The organism is uncultured Endozoicomonas sp. (genome assembly GCF_947495845.1).
In the GTDB taxonomy this organism is placed as follows: domain Bacteria; phylum Pseudomonadota; class Gammaproteobacteria; order Pseudomonadales; family Endozoicomonadaceae; genus Endozoicomonas.
Genome location: NZ_CANMAO010000007.1, coordinates 59,667 through 76,739 on the forward strand (window position 1 = coordinate 59,667; position 17,073 = coordinate 76,739).

The 17,073-nt window shown below is 47.6% G+C and carries 15 protein-coding genes and 1 tRNA gene; 13 read left to right on the forward strand and 3 right to left on the reverse strand.

What is annotated here, in order from left to right:
• Positions 1–18: 18 nt before the first annotated feature.
• Positions 19–1,335 carry a glutamyl-tRNA reductase gene (gene hemA, locus Q1B11_RS07260; RefSeq protein ID WP_299729866.1) on the reverse strand — a complete coding sequence of 439 codons (1,317 nt, stop codon included), beginning with the start codon at positions 1,333–1,335 and terminating at the stop codon, positions 19–21.
• A gap of 548 nt (positions 1,336–1,883) precedes the next feature.
• Between hemA and Q1B11_RS07265 the strand changes: the two genes are divergently transcribed.
• The 11 genes from Q1B11_RS07265 to pth all read left to right on the forward strand — a co-directional run bounded on the left by Q1B11_RS07265 (position 1,884) and on the right by pth (position 12,636).
• On the forward strand, positions 1,884–3,707 hold the full coding sequence (locus tag Q1B11_RS07265) for a tetratricopeptide repeat protein (protein ID WP_299729869.1): 1,824 nt from the start codon (positions 1,884–1,886) through the stop codon (positions 3,705–3,707).
• Between the two features lie 16 nt (positions 3,708–3,723).
• On the forward strand, positions 3,724–4,359 hold the full coding sequence (gene lolB, locus Q1B11_RS07270) for a lipoprotein insertase outer membrane protein LolB (RefSeq protein WP_299729872.1): 636 nt from the start codon (positions 3,724–3,726) through the stop codon (positions 4,357–4,359).
• A gap of 29 nt (positions 4,360–4,388) precedes the next feature.
• On the forward strand, positions 4,389–5,291 hold the full coding sequence (ispE, locus tag Q1B11_RS07275) for a 4-(cytidine 5'-diphospho)-2-C-methyl-D-erythritol kinase (protein ID WP_299729875.1): 903 nt from the start codon (positions 4,389–4,391) through the stop codon (positions 5,289–5,291).
• An 84-nt stretch (positions 5,292–5,375) separates the two neighbouring features.
• A tRNA-Gln gene (locus Q1B11_RS07280) sits at positions 5,376–5,450 on the forward strand.
• Positions 5,451–5,591: 141 nt separating this feature from the next.
• A complete protein-coding gene (locus tag Q1B11_RS07285; RefSeq protein WP_067518703.1) occupies positions 5,592–6,533 on the forward strand; it encodes a ribose-phosphate pyrophosphokinase in 942 nt (313 codons plus the stop codon).
• Between the two features lie 205 nt (positions 6,534–6,738).
• Positions 6,739–7,869 carry a hypothetical protein gene (locus tag Q1B11_RS07290; protein ID WP_299729878.1) on the forward strand — a complete coding sequence of 377 codons (1,131 nt, stop codon included), beginning with the start codon at positions 6,739–6,741 and terminating at the stop codon, positions 7,867–7,869.
• Positions 7,870–8,148: 279 nt separating this feature from the next.
• Positions 8,149–9,525: a hypothetical protein gene (locus Q1B11_RS07295; protein ID WP_299729882.1), complete on the forward strand. Its 1,377-nt coding sequence runs from the start codon at positions 8,149–8,151 to the stop codon at positions 9,523–9,525.
• A gap of 133 nt (positions 9,526–9,658) precedes the next feature.
• A complete protein-coding gene (locus tag Q1B11_RS07300; protein ID WP_299729885.1) occupies positions 9,659–10,339 on the forward strand; it encodes an ATP-binding cassette domain-containing protein in 681 nt (226 codons plus the stop codon).
• Positions 10,336–11,136, forward strand: a complete 801-nt coding sequence (locus Q1B11_RS07305) for an ABC transporter permease (protein ID WP_299729888.1) — start codon at positions 10,336–10,338, stop codon at positions 11,134–11,136. Before Q1B11_RS07300 ends, Q1B11_RS07305 begins: the two co-directional genes overlap by 4 nt.
• A 237-nt stretch (positions 11,137–11,373) precedes the next feature.
• Complete coding sequence (locus Q1B11_RS07310; RefSeq protein WP_067520457.1) at positions 11,374–11,997, forward strand: 50S ribosomal protein L25/general stress protein Ctc; 624 nt, start codon at positions 11,374–11,376, stop codon at positions 11,995–11,997.
• A 39-nt stretch (positions 11,998–12,036) separates the two neighbouring features.
• Positions 12,037–12,636: an aminoacyl-tRNA hydrolase gene (gene pth / locus Q1B11_RS07315; RefSeq protein WP_067520460.1), complete on the forward strand. Its 600-nt coding sequence runs from the start codon at positions 12,037–12,039 to the stop codon at positions 12,634–12,636.
• Here pth and Q1B11_RS07320 read toward each other — a convergent pair whose 3' ends face one another.
• Together Q1B11_RS07320 and Q1B11_RS07325 are read right to left on the reverse strand one after the other, a co-directional pair.
• Positions 12,637–13,656, reverse strand: coding sequence for a D-alanine--D-alanine ligase (locus tag Q1B11_RS07320; RefSeq protein ID WP_299729898.1), 1,020 nt, complete (start codon positions 13,654–13,656; stop codon positions 12,637–12,639). It lies immediately after the preceding gene.
• A gap of 211 nt (positions 13,657–13,867) precedes the next feature.
• Positions 13,868–15,025: a hypothetical protein gene (locus Q1B11_RS07325; protein WP_299729901.1), complete on the reverse strand. Its 1,158-nt coding sequence runs from the start codon at positions 15,023–15,025 to the stop codon at positions 13,868–13,870.
• A gap of 247 nt (positions 15,026–15,272) precedes the next feature.
• Between Q1B11_RS07325 and trpR the strand changes: the two genes are divergently transcribed.
• Both trpR and Q1B11_RS07335 read left to right on the forward strand, forming a co-directional pair.
• Positions 15,273–15,602: a trp operon repressor gene (gene trpR, locus Q1B11_RS07330; protein WP_299729904.1), complete on the forward strand. Its 330-nt coding sequence runs from the start codon at positions 15,273–15,275 to the stop codon at positions 15,600–15,602.
• A gap of 99 nt (positions 15,603–15,701) precedes the next feature.
• Entirely contained in the window at positions 15,702–16,979 is a 1,278-nt protein-coding gene (locus Q1B11_RS07335) for an aromatic amino acid transport family protein (protein ID WP_299729907.1), read from the forward strand.
• Positions 16,980–17,073 lie beyond the last annotated feature (94 nt).

Consider the following 17,073-nt stretch of genomic DNA (forward strand, 5'->3'; position numbering starts at 1 on the left):
CAGTTGAACAGAACGCTTTTAAGCGTCCTGAGTAGACGTTGTCGGGTCGGTTTCCAAACCCAGAAGTTTCTCGGCCCACTGCAACTTTTCATGTTGACCGGATGCGGCTGCCAGCTTTAGTTGAACACTGGGGTGATGCATCATTTTATTGGTCATGGCGCGGGCGAATTGCTGTAGAACCTCTTCAGGGTTTGCGCCTTTGGCCAGCCATTGCATGGCTTTTTCCAGCTCCTGGTCCCGCAGATACTCGGTGTTCTGGCGATACTGTTTCAGCAAGTGTACCGCATCCAGCGCCCGCAGGCGGGTCATAAATTCGAAGGCGTCCGCTTCGATCATGCGTTCTGCCTGTTGGGCGGCATCTTTGCGCTGTTGCAGGTTGTCTTCAATAACATCCTGCAAGTCATCAACGGTGTAGAGGAATACATCTGAGAGTTCGCTGACTTCCGGTTCGATGTCCCGGGGCACTGCAATATCCACCATAAACATAGGCCGATGCTTGCGTTGCTTCAATGCCCGTTCAATAGCGCCTTTTCCGAGCACCGGCACCGGGCTGGCGGTGGAGCTGATGACGATATCGCTTTCATGAAGTACCTGGGGCAGGTCGGACAGTAATACCGGTTTGCCGCCAAACATATCCGTCAGGCGTTTTGCCCGCTCAATGGTGCGGTTGGCCACAATGATATTGGAAACACCTTGTTGGCAAAGGTGGCGGGCTGTCAGTTCGATGGTTTCACCGGCGCCGATCAGTAACGCCGTGTTCTGACTTAAGTCGGCGAAAATCTGCTTAGCCAACCGGGTAGCGGCGTAGGCTACTGACACGGGTTGCTGGTTAATGGCGGTTTCAGTACGAATCTGTTTAGCGGTGGTGAAACCGTGCTGAAACAGTCGGTTCAAGCCTGAGCCTGCGGTACCTGCCTCTTGAGCGCTGGCGTAAGCAGTTTTCAGCTGACCCAGAATCTGGGGTTCCCCCAGAACCATGGAGTCCAGCCCGCAGGCAACACGCATTAGGTGCTTTACGGCTTCCCGGTCGTGGAAGAAATAAGAATGTTCGATTAGGTGCTGGCTGCCGGTCTGGTGGCTCTCTATGCTGTGATATCGAGTCAGCCAGTTAATAATCTGCTGATAGTAATCCTGAATGCGGTCTTCGTCATTATGCAAAGTGGCACAGTAGATTTCTGTTCGATTACAGGTCGACAGAATGGCAATTTCATCAATGCCCGTGTATTGTCTGGCGTCCTGAAGGGCATCAGCTAGCTGGTCGGTAGAAAAGGCAACCTGTTCCCTCAGCGTAATTGGTGCTGTCCTGTGATTAATGCCAGCGGTAAAATACCCCATCAGACCTCTGTTGCTGTTCTGATTCACTGCTACCATAGATGCGACATAATGCGTACAGAGCATCTATAAGTTTGAAATATAAATTTGAAAATGCCACAGGCCAGTCACTGTACTGTTACCTGACTGCTTTATATACCCGTCGCCTTTCAAGTTGCTACTTTATTGGCCGCGTTCGCTCACACCGATCACCTACTCGTTGTAGGCTCACGGAGCTTCGCTTACTTGCCGCCGCGTAGCAACTTGAAATCCTTTGGGTATAGTGTGTTGCAAATCCTGTTCAGGCTGTAATAGCTCTTTTGTACCATTAATCCAGAGTGCGGGTTCCGTCTCAAGTGACTCTTTATATGAGATGCACACAAAATACATGCAAAGAATCTTATGAAACTTATCAGCGCTTGCTGGATTGGCAGGTGTTTTGGCCGATCAATTCTGCAATGGAAAGCTTGCAACTGCAAACTCTCTTTGTTGCTTTTTTATCATAAGTTCCGTAGTGGCCTTTCGATGAAAGCTTCATCAGTTAACTTGACAGGGAACAGGGCGCATCACCCATGACCATATTGAATGCCGCTAAATACATTCTTCTGAAAGGTGGGCGTTGGGCTGCTCTATCTTTTGTTGTGTTACTGACTGGGTGTGCCAGTCAGGGATTCTTGAGCGAGAATGGATTCTTCAATACCAAATTAGGCCAGTCTACACGGGCTGTGGCTGCTGCTGAGGATGATCAGCCGGTCATACCTTTCGATGCCGAAACGCTTTACGACTTGCTGGTGGCTGAAGTGGGAGGCCATCGTAAGCGTTATGATCTGGCGTTGGGTAATTATTTAAAGCAGGCTCATAACACCAGAGATGCGGGTGTTGCGCAACGGGCTTATCAAATAGCGGTTTATGTGGGGGCGAGGCAGGCGGCGCTTGATTCTGTTCAGTTGTGGTCTGAGTTGCAGCCAAACAGTCTCGAAGCAATCAGCAGTTTATCCCTTGAATTAGTCTATGCAGGGCAGCTGGAGCAATCTTTTCAGCAAATGCATAAGGTGCTGGAGCTGGGCGGACGTGCGCCCTTTGATATGTTAGCTCGAGGTGCGAGTGCTCTGGATGGTGAGGCTGCGGATGGCCGCCGTCGTGCTTTGATTGATCAGTTGAATGGCTTGCAGGGTCAGTATTCCAAAAATCGTGAGCTTATGCTTGGGCGAGCCATTCTGTTTCATCAAGTCGGTGACTATGAGCAAGCGTTGACGCTGTCTGATAAGTTGCTGAGAAAAGACCGTAGTGATACACCAGTCATTATGATTAAGGGCAGAGCGCTCAGTCAGCTGAACAGAAATGATGAAGCAGAAAAATTACTGGTCAGTGCGCTTGAACGTAATAGTGATAATGGCCGCTTGAGATTGTTGTACGGCAGAATATTGGTGCAACAGGATAAGCTGGTTGAGGCTCGGGCGCAGTTTGAAATTCTTCAGCGTCAGGCACCGGATGACAGTGATATTTTGCTGTCCCTTGCGTTGATCACCCTTGAAAATAATATGGATCAGGATGCTGAGTTGTATTTTCAGCAGTTGTTGGCTCTTGGTCAGCGCAGCAGTACGGCGAACTATTACCTTGGACGCCTGAGCGAAAAACAGGAAAAGTATCAGGCGGCCAGAAGTTATTACGCCTCCGTAGGCCCCAGCAAAGAATTTATGGCAGCCCAGATCGCCGTCACTCAAATGCTGGTTGAGCAAGGGCAGCTGGAAGAAGCTCGTGGTGTGATTGACAAGGCAAGAAAGAGAAATCCTGCCAAAATGGAAGCTTTGTTCTTGCTCGAGGGTGAATTGCTGGTTAGCGATCATCAGTTTGAAAAAGCGCTCGAGTTGTTTGAGAGAGGGTTGAAAACCAACCCTGAGTCCACCAATCTTCTGTACTCCAGAGCTATGGCTTTTGAGAAAATGGATGATCTTGGTGGTTTGGAAAAAGATTTGCGTGAGATTTTGCGCATAGAACCCGATAATGCAGCAGCAATGAATGCGCTCGGATATACTCTGGCAGACCGAACCGATCGCCTGAAGGAAGCTGAGACGTTAATCTCACAGGCCTTTGCGTTAAACAGTGAAGATCCCGCCATCATGGACAGCATGGGCTGGGTTCAGTTTCGTCTGGGTAACTATGAGCAGGCAGAGAAATACCTGAAAATGGCTTACGAGCGCTTCAAAGATGCAGAAGTGGCAGCGCATCTTGGCGAAGTGTTGTGGGCAAAAGGGGATCGCGAGGCCGCTCGTCAGTTGTTTGCAGAGGCTTTGAATGACAGTCCTGATAGTGTGATATTACAGGAAACCGTGGATCGTTTGATTGGCGGCCCGTTAGCTGAGCCGTCTGAGACGGTGAGTACGATCAGGAAGTAGATAGGAATATATGTAAGTGCCTGGAAAAGTGCGGGTTATTTTTTCTTTTTTTATGCAGAACCTATTCCGGGTTCTGTTTTTGCTTCTGCTTACCGGATGCGCGTCCCGATCTGTTGATCAGGGTGTTCAGCTGTCTGATGAGGCGAGGCGCCAGCTCTGGCAAGGTCATGAGCAGCAGTTAGCTGCACTGAAAACCTGGCAGATGAGTGGGCGGCTGAACCTGAAGGTACCCAAGCAGTCGGGCACCTTATCTGTCGATTGGAGCCAGCAGGAAGCTCAGTATCAAATTTATCTGGATGGCCCTTTCGGTGCCGCCATTGCCGCTATTTCCGGTGATCAGAATCAAGTCTCGGTGACGGCATCAGAAGATACGATGGTGGGTTCCTCTCCAGAAATGTTGCTTTATTCCATGACCGGCTGGCAGTTTCCGGTCAGCTATCTCAGGCGTTGGATCAAAGGGCTTCCTGTTCAGGGGGTGGCGTCTGAGCTGACTCTGAATAATCAGGGGTATCCCGAAAAGATTGAACAAGCGGGCTGGGTCATTGTCTATCAGCAATACAAGCCTTCGGGCTCGCTGTTGTTGCCGACCAGGTTGACCGTTTCCAATAAAGTGGTAAGGCTCAACCTCTTGATCAACCAATGGTCTCTTTAATGATCTAATTGAAGCATGGAATTTTCTTGATGCTGACAGAGCTGACGTTACCCGCCCCTGCCAAACTGAACCTATTTCTCTATATTACGGGCAAAAGAGCGGACGGTTATCACAACCTTCAAACCCTTTTTCAATTTCTGGATATCGGTGATGAACTGACATTTACTCTCAGTGATTCTGATGTCGAACTCACTACAGAACTTATTGGGGTTGCTCCGGAAGATAATCTGATCGTCAAGGCTGCCCGGTTGTTGCAACAGCAAACCGGTTGTCAGAAAGGGGTCCGAATCGCTCTGGATAAACAAATGCCTATGGGCGGTGGTTTGGGTGGTGGCAGTTCTAATGCCGCTACTACGCTTCTGGCACTGAACGTTCTTTGGAATTTAAACTTATCTGTGAATCAGCTGGCTGACTTTGGGTTAAAGCTCGGGGCAGATGTTCCGGTATTTGTTCGTGGTTTTAGTGCGTTTGCGGAAGGCGTTGGTGAAATACTCACGCCGGTTTCGCCACCGGAATATTGGTTTTTAGTCGCTGTTCCAGATGTTCATGTGAACACCGCGGCGATGTTTGGTCATCAGGAATTGACAAGAGATTCCTCCCCCATTAAAGTTGCCGCCGCTCTTGAGCAGGAGGGTCGAAATGATTTTCAGCCTCTGGTTCGATCGCTCTACCCTGAGGTTGATAAAACCCTCTCGCTGTTGGATAATCTCGCAGATTCCAGCATTGGACAGGCTGTTATGAGTGGCTCGGGAGCATCTGTGTTTGCTCGGTTTGCCAGTCGTGAACAGGCATTGGCGGCTCAAATGGCGCTCTCGTCCAGAGAGGCTGCAGCGGGGCTGTCAAAAGTACGCAGTTTTGTGGCGCGTGGCATGAATTGCTCACCGCTGGTTGATGCAGTGCAGTGCTTTGGAAAACGCAGGCTATGCCGTTAACGTTTGATGATTGCAGCTGTTAACTAAGTCTATTTATTACGATAAGTCGGCCAGAACTGTGCACGGATTGAGAATAACATTTACTGGGGTGTCGCCAAGCGGTAAGGCATCAGGTTTTGATCCTGACATGCGGGGGTTCGAATCCCTCCACCCCAGCCATATTCATACAGCCGCTTTTTCAAAGCGCTGTGATCGCTCAGTTCCCGCTGATGCGGTCTGTCCAGACTTCAAATTGTCTGGATTCCCCTATTCCAGTCGATATTTCCACCTCCGCCCAATACCCAACCAAGGTGATTTCCCGTGTCGAAAATGATGGTGTTTGCCGGCAACTCCAATCCGGATCTGGTTCAAAAAGTTGTCAATCACCTGCATATCCCGCTTGGCAAGGCCTATGTTGGCCGCTTTAGTGATGGCGAATGTGCCGTAGAAATTCAGGAAAACGTTCGTGGTCGTGATGTGTTTATCATCCAATCCACCTGTGCGCCAACGAATGATAACTTGATGGAGTTACTGGTGATGGCTGACGCTATGCGTCGTTCTTCTGCGGTTCGAGTAACGGCAGTGCTGCCTTACTTCGGTTACGCCCGCCAGGATCGTCGTCCTCGCTCCAGTCGTGTGGCCATCAGCGCCAAAGTGGTTGCGGATATGATTGCCAGTGTGGGTATTGACCGTGTTCTGACTGTGGATCTCCATGCGGATCAGATTCAGGGCTTTTTCGATATTCCGGTGGATAACGTCTACGGTTCCCCAATCCTGCTGGACGATATTGAGCGTCGTAATTACAGCGATGTGATGGTGGTATCTCCGGATCATGGTGGTGTGGTTCGTGCTCGTGCAGTGGCCAAACGTCTGAATTCTGACCTGGCGATTATCGATAAACGTCGCCCGGAAGCGAACAAAAGTGAAGTTATGAACATCATCGGTGATGTTTCTGGTCGTACCTGTATTCTGGTTGACGATATGGTGGATACCGCCGGTACGCTTTGCCAGGCAGCTGCAGCACTGAAAAACAAAGGTGCCAAGGCGGTTTATGCTTACTGTACGCACCCTATTCTGTCTGGCCGTGCCCTTGAGAATATTGTGAATTCAGAGCTGGATGAGTTGGTGGTGACAAATACGATTCCTCTAAGCCCTGCGGCTCAGGCGCTGGATAAGATTCGTCAGCTGGATATGTCACCTTTACTTGCTGAATCTGTGCGTCGTATCAGCAATGCTGAATCGATCAGTGCTATGTTTCAGTAAAAACTAAACGGTGAATTGAATATAAAGGCGCATTTTATGCGCCTTCTTCGACTTTCGTCTGATCCGATCCTTCCCGCTTTTTTCCTTCCAAGCGTTAAATTGGTTGTTTTGCACGATTTTTGTACTTCTTATGTCTAACAGATTCAAATAGTTATTTTCCCTAAAATGTACCCCATTAGATTTAATTACGGAATGGGGGTGAATTATGAGCATCAGTGGAATTAGTCTAAGTAAATTACCAGTCAGTTTGGTCAAGAAAATCAATGAATTCGGTAGGTTGGTGGAGTGGTTGAGTAGAAAAGTAGGTGTTCATAAACTAATTAAGGTTTTTCTCCTGCCTAAAAAACGGATGATAGAACCGACAACCCAAATGAAAGCTACCGATATAAGATGTAAGAGCATAATTGAAGTCGAACCTTCTCCAGGTTCCTTCTGTAAAGCAACTTGGCCTGTTAAAAGTAGTCAGCAGGAAGTTGAAAGTCAGCCTTTACCACCTTTTTCTTATGAGGTTCAATGGCCAGTTAAAGAGAGACAAGAGCCTGTAAAAAAATCAGTGGCTTCCAGAAAAAGATCTGCTGGCTCTTCAGAAGACGAGGCAGCATCAAAAAAAATGCGTTACACACCAACGGTTTCCAGAAAAAGACCGGCAACGGCTTCTGGCGATGGGGCTGCGTCTAAAGGAAGGATTGAGCTTCTTGAAGAAGAAAAAGATGGGCAATTGAAAGAAAAATTAGCGAAATTAAAAGCTGGGGTGGGAGAGGTTAAAAGCGATATGGCGAATGGTTCAAAAAAAGAAGCACTTGAGAAGCCAGAAAGGTCACTCACTCAGTTATTGGGTTCAGATCTTTCTAAATCGTTAAACGTTGAGATTTGCAACAAGCTATTAAGTGATGGTATGAATGCTGAAGCACGTAAGCTCCTGATTAATAAAATGATGGCTGTGGCAGAGCAGGTTTCAAACGAAGATAAGAAAGCTTTGAATGTTGAGAGTCAGGATGACCTTGTTGTTGGTAAGCTGCTAAATGAGTACCGTCTTGAAGCTGAAGAGGAGCTTGATGCGGTTCAGGATCTTCCTCTTGATTTGGTTCTCAGTTATTGTGATGACCTTATGAATGGAGATGTTACGGATGATGAAATGCGAGAAATGTTCTGGCAGAAAATGGTATCAGCCGGCAGTCGGCTAACTGACGAAGATCTGAAAAAAATCGAAGCAGAAATTGCCGGTAACGATAGAGCTATCAAAATATTCCGCAGTTGTGATGGGGATTTTTCAGGTCCTATTGGCCTGCTTGAAGAAAAAAATCGGCTGCTGGATCGGGCAATAGCTAATTGTTAAGCGGTGTCTGCAATGATTTTCTAGTTGGCTCATGATGATCTTGTCGATAAAAACACGGTGTTGGAACCGATCTCATATTCCGAGTCAATCGGAATATCTCAAAGCCAAATGAAGCCAGAAAGTACCACGCTTTCTGGCTTCAACTCTGTAATTCATGCCATCGGTACTCTTTCCTTGTTCTTGTCCGTTATCAATGTCTTATAGTTATTGTTTGCAGGGCTGATTTATCAGCCCTGCGTATTTTGGCTTAGATACAGTAACTGCTTCAGGGAGAGAGGCATGACACAACGGATACCACCTTCGGACGGTCAGGTTAGAAAGCAGATAGAAAAGTATGAGCAACTTAATGATGAAAAAGCGTCAACGCCCTCAAAACCACAAGGTCGTGTCCAGCAAGTTGCTCCAGAATCTCATTTGAAAGAAGGTAGAGCCGTGGCTGATAAGGCTACGGTTGAGGAAACACCTGTTCTAGATAGAAAAATAAAAGCTCGAGTTGATAAGAGTGATCCTGATTCAAAGGCTGGCCACAAGGGAAAGAGATCAAAAAAAAGCAGGCATCACAAAAGTCGAAAATCGACATCGGCTGAAGATAAGCAGTCAGTTAAGCATGCCCATAAAGCGAAAAGAAGAGAGAAGGACGAATTTCAAATACCAAAAACAAAAGATGAAATACTGTCCAGGATGAAAGAGTTGGATAGACTTGAGCAACTGGCACAGGCAAAGGAGTCGACAGATCAAGCTCCTTCACCCCAAATGAATGATGAGGTTGGCAAAAAAGAGGTTCTCTATAAAGAGATGCTGGCAATGGGGAGGAGGCAGCAGAAAAACAAACCCGAAATTAGTGATAGTCGGCGTTTACATAATGCTTTTATGGATAACCTCCGTAAATCAAACGTTAAATTGGATAAAGTGTCGGAGTTAGTGAAATCGAATGAGGTTTCCTTTGAGGATGTTAACCAGCTTCATCAAGCCGTTGATGATATCAATACAGAAAATATCAAGATCCTTGGTGAATTGGAGAGTCAAACAAAGAGTTTATCAAGAGGCTCCCATGAACCGATGAAGGCGATGCTCGAACAAGAGAAAAATGATGTTGATCAGGAACTCCGGGAAAATCATGAAAAAATGCTTGAGGTTACAAAGCGGTTACGTTTTATAGAACATAACCTGTTAAAGGAAAAAAAGAGTCCAATGGATGGAGCGGGCGGCAAAAAATCAGTTGATCCTTCTAAGGAGTCTATTGCTCAGCTAGCAGGGATAATGAGGCAGAAAAAGCATGAGATTGTCCAGGAGAATCGGCAAAAGTATGAAAAAGCCTTGAAGATTACAGAACAGTTAAGTTTGAAAGGAGGTATTGCCGTTGCTGGCCGTAATTCTCTGGTTAAACAATTGAGGGCGGTTATTGAAAGTATTGCTTCAAATGATGAAGTTGCCGTGTCGGTTTTAGCTGATCTCAAAGAGCTTGAGCAGAATGGCAGGGTTTTGAGTATCTATTCAGGCTACATAAGGGATGAGTGGATAAAAATTCCTTTCACAAAAGCAGAGGCACGCGATAGAGAAGACGCCATGAATGATTTCACGGCCGTCATGAAGGAAGTCTCTGTTGAAAATGATGAGGTGATTAGTCGTATTAAGGCAAAACTCACCAATCTGTAGCTGTCTGCCGCTCGATGATTGGCGTTGGTTGAGGCTTGCCGGCCTCGGTTTTAACGTCGTTGGTTTTTCTTTCCTTTCCTTAAGTCTTCCCATATTGTTCCCTTTTATTAGGCACTGAAGTCAGATATTGGTCATGGGTGGGCATCCAGTTTTTCAGCTTGTTTCTGTTGGTATTGGTGTTTCGGAGAAGGCTCTGCTCTCCGGAGTGAATTTAACCATTGGCCGGGGCGATAGTTTTGTTCTTGTCGGTCCCTCCGGCGGAGGCAAGAGTTCTTTGTTAAAGCTTTTGCTGGGTGGTTTTCATCTTCAGGCAGGTGAGTTCTTTTTTATGGGGCGGCCAGTTTGCCAGGATTCGATAAAACATCTGCGCTCATCCATTGCCTATATTCCTCAGCAGGCGCCTTCCGGTGGTGAATCCGTTGCTGACTATCTCAGCCGTCCTTTTTCCTGGAAAGCGTGGAGTGATCGACCTTTCAGGAATTCTGATGTGGAGTATTGGTTTCAACAGCTTGATCTCTCTATTGAGCTTCTCTCATCGTCATTGAATCAACTGTCTGGTGGACAAAGGCAGCGGCTTTCCATGGTGCGAGGGTTGATGACTGGGAGGAAAATACTGGTTGCGGATGAGCCTACGTCAGCCCTCGACGATGAATCCTGCCGTAAAGTAACGGATCTCTTGCTCGGAGGCGATTATACCGTGGTATCAGCATCCCATGACCCCCGTTGGATAACAGGCTGTCAGCACTCGATTCTGGTCAGGGATGGTGGCGTTTCAGTGGTTGATAACCCGATTCGGGAGGTGATGAAACCATGAGCGGAAGTGGGCAAATTGGTGTTGTCGAGCTGCTGATTTTTTATGGCGTTCTGTTACTGCCTCTGCTGATGCTGTGGTGTCTCGGGCTAAAGGATCTGGTGAAAAATCTGTTGGTCGGGGTTGGCCGGATGACGTTGCAGTTGGCCATGATTGGAGTTTATCTTGAGTTTCTGTTTGCGCAGAATAGCCTTGTTCTTAACCTGCTCTGGCTTGCTATTATGCTGTTGGTGGCTAATTGGCATATCCTCAGTCGGGCTGGACTATCGATAACCTCGTTGTTCATGGTTTCTCTGTTCAGCGTATTTTTTGGTGTCGGGCTTGTGTTGGTGGCCATGATCGTTCTGGTACAACCGGAGCCATGGTTTAGCTCGCGCTACCTGATTCCTCTGGCGGGGATGCTGTTGGGCAACTGTTTGACCGGAAATATCCTGGTCCTTGAGCGTTTTTACAGCTCGGTATCTGAACGGTATGAGCAGTATATGGGTGACTTGTTACTGGGAGCCAGCCGTCTTGAAGCGTTACAGCCGTTTATCCGTGGGGCATTGAAGTCGGCCATCAGTCCGTTGGTGGCAACCTTGTCGACGCTTGGGTTGGTGGCATTGCCGGGTATGATGACTGGCCAGATTCTGGGTGGTGCTGAACCGGTTGATGCGGTGATGTATCAGCTTATGATCATGCTGGGGATTGCCAGCAGTATGATTCTCTGTGCGATTATCAATTTGATGTTGAATATTCGGGTGAGCTTTGATCGTTACGGGTTGATGGATTTTTCAATGATAAAAGCAGAAAGCCGTTAGGAATAGCTCCCAATTAGCTTTCATATTTCAATTAATGTTGTCCGTTGTCCGAAAAAGCTGCAGTCACTCTCGCTTTTGCGGATTACGGATTACGGATTACGGATTACGGACAGGTATAAACACAGACCACACGGTTGAAACTCGCTTTGCTTTTTTTCACTATCTCTGTAATATATCGCACCTTTAAAAGAACCGCTGTTTCTGGTCGCAAGAGCAGTGGTGTTACTGGAGATAAACATGTCTGAAGCAATCGTATTAAGTGCAGTAGCACGTAAAGATGTAGGGAAGGGTGCGAGCCGCCGCCTGCGTCGTGCTGATCTGGTTCCAGCTATCATCTATGGTGGTAGCTCCGAGCCTCTGCAAATCACTCTGGAAGGCAAGGCCATCCGTAAAGCGCTGGAAGTTGAATCTTTCTACTCCCAGATCGTCACTCTGGAAGTAGACGGTGCCAAGCAGCAGGCTATCCTGAAAGATCTGCAGCGTCACCCAGCGAAAGAATTCGCTATGCACATGGACTTCCTGCGCGTTGAAGCGGATCACGAAGTAACTACTAACGTACCACTTCACTTCATCAATGAAGAAGCATGTGTTGGTGTTAAAGCGGGCGGCGCTATCGTGCACAACCGTGTAGACCTGGAAATCAAGTGTCTGCCAGGCGATCTGCCAGAGTTCATCGAAGTGGACATGGCTAACGTTGAGCTGGGTGGTCACGTTCACCTGAGCGACATCGCTGTTCCTGCTGGTGTTGAAGTTCTGAACCACGGTCAGGATCTTGATATCTCCAGTGTTCAGGCTACTCGTGCTGGAACTGAAGAAGACGAAGCATCTGAAGCGTCTTCTGAAGAAGCTGGCGAAGAGTAATCATTGTTGCTTGAGTAGCAGCCAAGGAGGCGTGACATTATGGCGAAACCTTCAGAGCAGCCTGTTCGGCTGGTTGTGGGGCTGGGTAACCCAGGTTCGCAGTATGAAGATACCCGCCATAATGCAGGCTTCTGGTACGTTGAGCAGTTAGCAAGAAGCTGTGGTGTTGTTCTGCAGCCTGAGAAGAAATTCTTCGGCGAAACAGCTCGCGTACAAATTGGCGGACAAGAAGTCCGCCTTTTAAACCCTTCTACATTTATGAATCGAAGTGGTCAGGCCGTTGGCGCTATGGCAACTTTCTTCAAAATCCCTCCCGAATCCATTCTTGTTGTTCATGATGAGCTTGATTTGCCTCCGGGTATCGGCCGTTTAAAACAAGGCGGTGGTCATGGTGGTCATAATGGTCTGCGGGATATTATTTCAGCGCTTGGAAATAATCGTGAGTTTCTGAGGTTGCGCCTGGGGATCGGTCATCCGGGTAACAGCAAAGATGTGGCTAACTATGTGTTAACCAAACCCTCGGTTGCTGATCGGCAGAAAATTGATAGCGTAATAGACGAATCTGTTCGTATAACTCCCGAAGCTTTGAACGGTAAACGCTCAAAGGCCATTCAGGAGCTGCATACTTTTTCCGCGTGATTACTTTTCCAAGTCTAGATGTGCTGACAGATTTAACTCTGGTATTGGCCAGTAATTATCCCTGATGAATGAATTTTTTCCTCGCTCTAATGCCTGATCAACCAAACCGCAAATGAGTTTTTCAAATTCGATACCCGCATGCTTTGCGCCATCTGGGAAAAGACTGGTAGGCGTCATTCCGGGCAGGTTGTTAATTTCAGAAAATATCGGTTCGCCATTCTCCGGAACAATAAAATCGGATCGGCTTATATCTCTGCAACGAATGAGCTGGTGTGCTTGAAGCGCTATCTCTTGCACTCTTTGCTTCTGCTGGTCGGAAATTCCAGCGGGAATGATGTGTTCACTGAGCCCGGGTGTGTATCGGTGCGTGTAATCGTACCAGGCGTTGTTGGGGGTGATGATTTCAATAACCGGTAAAACATGTGTGCGATCCAAATCCAGAATACCGGCAGTGACTTCTCGCCCTTGAATGAACTCTTCGATGAGAAGGAGGTGGTCTTTCTCAAAACCTTCAACCAACCGTTCGAACAACTCTTTTTTTCCTTCCGCAAACTGCACGCCAATACCCGACCCTTGGGCAAATGGTTTTATGACCACTCTCTCCCCTAAAGTATCCAGGCATCTTTCTACCGACGTTTTGATGGGTTCAGCGCTTGATACCAGGCAGTCTTTCGCTAACGGTACACCGCCATGATGAAGGATTCTTTTGGTAGCGACTTTGTCTAATGCACAGGCGCTGGCCAGTACGCCAGAGCCGATATATGGGATGCCCATTACTTCCAGCATTCCTTGCAGGCAGCCATCTTCACCCATAGGGCCATGGGCGACAGGGAAGACAACGTCAACCTGATGGGTTAGTAAATTGGCGGGAAGTGCCGCATCAAGTTCCAGAGTTACTACATTGCCATAGTGTTTTTCCAGTGGTTGCGTGATGCGGCCGGCAGATAGCCTGGAAACACGCGCCTCCGGAGACGGTCCTCCACAGACGATGGCAATCGTTGTATTTTTTTTATCCTTCATAAACTGATCCAGATGCTGTTAGCTGTTTATACCCGTTGCCTTTCAAGTTGCTACTTTGTTGGCTGCTTTTATGCCCTTGGGTGCTCGTTCACCCCCAATCACTTACTCGTTGTAGGCTTATGGGGTTCACTCGTTTGCCGCCGCGGAGCAACTTGAAATTCTTTGGGTATATAGGGTCATATATATAGTAGTAAGGAATTATGGATTGTTTTCAGTATTCAGAAGTTCCCCAGCGATAGAGTCCGTGAACAAAAAACAGGGTGGTTCCGGCAGCTAAGAGTTCGGTAACCGTGACGGCATCTGTGAACATGGTGACGCCATAGGCAAGTAACGCGCCTAGAGTTAATGACTCGGTAGCAAATAAAAGGCTCGACCCTGCTGCGACGACGCCGGGCAGGTGGTCAATACCAACGGTGTGCATGACAGTGCCAGTAAAAGGGCTGGATGCTTTCCAGAGTGCGCTTTTAAGCGGGTGTCTGCTTTGGTATGAGGGGAGGTTGATGGCAGACGGAAACTCTGTGATCAGTTCTCCATTGTTGATAATGGCGTTTAGTGTAAATAGGTCGCCAGTTTGGGACAGGGAAGCGATTGCCCGTTTTGCTGCTGGTTGAGTCGTATTGTTAGAGTCAGCGTTATTTATCAAGTAAGTCTGAAGTTCTTGTATATAGGAATCATCATAATCGTAGAGTGGCGTTTGAATTCTGATGCCATTTTTGAATTGAAGGAAAGATGAGTCTGGTGGTGCCTGAAAGGCGTCCTGATGAGTGGTTCTCAGTTTGGCTGTTGGCATGCCGGCTGGCAGTGTTTTTATGGCACGCGGGCTAAGTGAGATTACTGAGATGCTTGGTAACGGGTTGATGATACCGCTGACTATTTTATGGCATAGCAATGCATCGAGAGTGGAGGTGCCATTAAAGTTGCGCTCGTTGTAGGTTCGCAGAATAGTGATAGGTCTAAATTCAGAGCGGAGTTCTGTATATTCGTCTGCTACAGGTTCAGGGGTTATGGAAATATGGCTGATGGTTTTTAGTCCTTGGTCGTGACAATAGTAACTCGCTTTTGAATTGGCGGGGAGATGGGGAAGGGTGTATAGCTGGCCGGGAGTAGCGATAACGTCCTCGGCGGGGGCAAAAATATATCGGCCTTGTACAAAAACACCCTTTGTATTCAAGCTGATCTGCTGGGAGGTGTTGTAGTCGGAGGGGTCAAAGTGAATCGTCACTATGGGTGGGGACTCTTTACTTTGTTCCAGTGTTTCAATGTCATGGCTTGTTGGTATTGCCAGCGCTTCGGTGCTCGGTATTTGATTCGTGTCGAATGCATGCAACACGGTTGTTAGTAGCAGGGGGATAAAGAAAAAATATTTCATTGCTGAGTTCACTGAGTTGTTAAGTGGTTGGTCATTTGAGTCTGAATGAGTCCGAAAGTGCTCGTAGGTCTTCGTAATACGCAACATCTGTCGTTGATATAAGATTGGCTGCACAAACAAGCTTGAATGCTTTGACAGTTTTTTGAGGAAATAATTCGCAGGCAATGAACAAATAATAATTTCTGTTTTTTGCGATCATTTTTTGCAATCAAATACCTTTACTAAGTAGAAACCGGAATATTAGCAAATGATGTACTGCTGTACTGTTGCAGAAGTACGGTGGTCTTTAGAGATTGAGCAAGTCATGAGAGCTGAGCCTTGGTTACAGGTAATCAAACTGTTGAGTGATCAACAGAGCGCTGATTCCCTTCATGAAGTGATGCATGTGTTGCTGACCCGGGAGGAACGGGAAGCGATAGGATCCAGATTGTCTATAATGCGGGCACTTGTCGCTGGAAAAGAGTCTCAGAGGGAGATTGCCAAGCGTATAGGTGTCAGTATCACCAAAGTGACTCGGTGCTCGAATTATCTGAAGACGCTGTCAGCATCAGAAACCGTAATGATTGAACCAACCTGAAGGGTTGGTGTCTATATCTGTAGGATTTGAAGTCATTACCTAAGCGGAGGTAAAGGCTTCAGAGCGGCAGATGTATTCCCTTAAGTTGTAGGAATAATAATGTCTCAAGCAATTGTCACTGAGAGCGCTACCGGCTCTATCAGTAAACATGCTGAAGGAAAAAAAGGCACAGTGCTTGGCAGCGCTGTAATCGTCGCAGGTACCGCCGTGGGTGCGGGTATGTTTTCCCTTCCTGTTGCCACCAGTGGCCTCTGGTTTGGCTATTCCATGTTGTTTATGGTGTTCTCCTGGTATTGCATGTACAGCGCTGCGCTTTACCTTCTGGAGGCGAATCTGCGTTTTCCTCTGGGTGCCAGCTTCGACACTATCGCTCAGGGAACCATTGGCAATCTGGGCCGTGTAATTAATGGAGCTTCAGTAGCGTTTCTTTGTTACATCCTGACCTATGCCTACATCTCCGGTGGTAGCTCGATTATTTCTTACTCATTGGAGTCGGTGGAGTGGGTTTCGCTGTCTCCGCCCGCAGCCAGTTTTGTGTTTGCCTTGATCCTCTCTGTCATTGTGATGATGGGTACCCGGGCGGTTGACCGAGTAAGTACAGTGCTGATGGGTGGGATGCTGATCACCTTTCTCTGGAGCGTTAGTGGGCTGATTGGCAATGCATCAGTCGACTATTTGATGGTGGACTTGCCTTTCTTTGATGTGGTGCCTTATTCAATGGGGGCGCTTGGCTTCTTTACCGTCAGTTTTGGTATGCAAACTGCCGTACCCAGTATCACCCGTTATCTGGATAAGGACGCCGCGAAGGTGAAGAAAGCGTTATTGTCCGGCTCGCTGTTGGCGCTGATTTTCTACACTCTTTGGCAGTACAGTTTCTTTGGCAATCTTTCCAGAGATGCATTCCCGGCGATTATTGCCGCTGGTGGTAATATTGGGAGTATGCTGGAGGCACTTGCAGAGACAGGTCTGCATATCAGTATTTCAACCGTCCTGCAGTGGTTCGCAAATATGGCGGTGGCTAGCTCATTCCTTGGTGTGTCCCTTTGCCTGTTTGACTACATAGCGGATCTGTTTGGCTTTGATAACAGTTTTACGGGGCGACTGAAGACCGCTGCAATTACGTTTGTACCTCCTACTGTGCTGGGTATGTTTTTGCCGGACGGGTTTATTACGGCGATTGGCTTTGCCGGGCTGGTTTTGGTGGTCTTTTGTATCATCTCGCCCGTGGTGATGGCGTATGTAGGGCGTCAGCGCGGAGAAGAAGGGTATCAGGTTTCCGGTGGTCTCTTTAGAATGGCTTTGGTATTGCTGTTTGGCGTTGCGGCTATTGTATTTGCTTCGCTGGATCTGGCCGGTTTACTGCCCTCATTTGGTTGATGAAAATGGCTCCCGGATTTCGGGAGCTTTGCTGTTTTGATTGTGTATTTCCTGCGTGATCATAAAATTATCTGAAATTTTTCCCCTCAGTCTT

Coding starts and splice junctions, on each gene's coding strand:
- Q1B11_RS07335 (WP_299729907.1), top strand. CDS start 15,702: ATGTCTCAAGCAATTGTCACTGAGAGCGCTACCGGCTCTATCAGTAAA.
- Q1B11_RS07320 (WP_299729898.1), bottom strand. CDS start 13,656: ATGAAGGATAAAAAAAATACAACGATTGCCATCGTCTGTGGAGGACCG.
- Q1B11_RS07310 (WP_067520457.1), top strand. CDS start 11,374: ATGTCTGAAGCAATCGTATTAAGTGCAGTAGCACGTAAAGATGTAGGG.
- Q1B11_RS07325 (WP_299729901.1), bottom strand. CDS start 15,025: ATGAAATATTTTTTCTTTATCCCCCTGCTACTAACAACCGTGTTGCAT.
- Q1B11_RS07300 (WP_299729885.1), top strand. CDS start 9,659: ATGGGTGGGCATCCAGTTTTTCAGCTTGTTTCTGTTGGTATTGGTGTT.
- Q1B11_RS07295 (WP_299729882.1), top strand. CDS start 8,149: ATGACACAACGGATACCACCTTCGGACGGTCAGGTTAGAAAGCAGATA.
- Q1B11_RS07265 (WP_299729869.1), top strand. CDS start 1,884: ATGACCATATTGAATGCCGCTAAATACATTCTTCTGAAAGGTGGGCGT.
- pth (WP_067520460.1), top strand. CDS start 12,037: ATGGCGAAACCTTCAGAGCAGCCTGTTCGGCTGGTTGTGGGGCTGGGT.
- trpR (WP_299729904.1), top strand. CDS start 15,273: ATGATGTACTGCTGTACTGTTGCAGAAGTACGGTGGTCTTTAGAGATT.
- hemA (WP_299729866.1), bottom strand. CDS start 1,335: ATGGGGTATTTTACCGCTGGCATTAATCACAGGACAGCACCAATTACG.
- Q1B11_RS07305 (WP_299729888.1), top strand. CDS start 10,336: ATGAGCGGAAGTGGGCAAATTGGTGTTGTCGAGCTGCTGATTTTTTAT.
- ispE (WP_299729875.1), top strand. CDS start 4,389: ATGCTGACAGAGCTGACGTTACCCGCCCCTGCCAAACTGAACCTATTT.
- Q1B11_RS07290 (WP_299729878.1), top strand. CDS start 6,739: ATGAGCATCAGTGGAATTAGTCTAAGTAAATTACCAGTCAGTTTGGTC.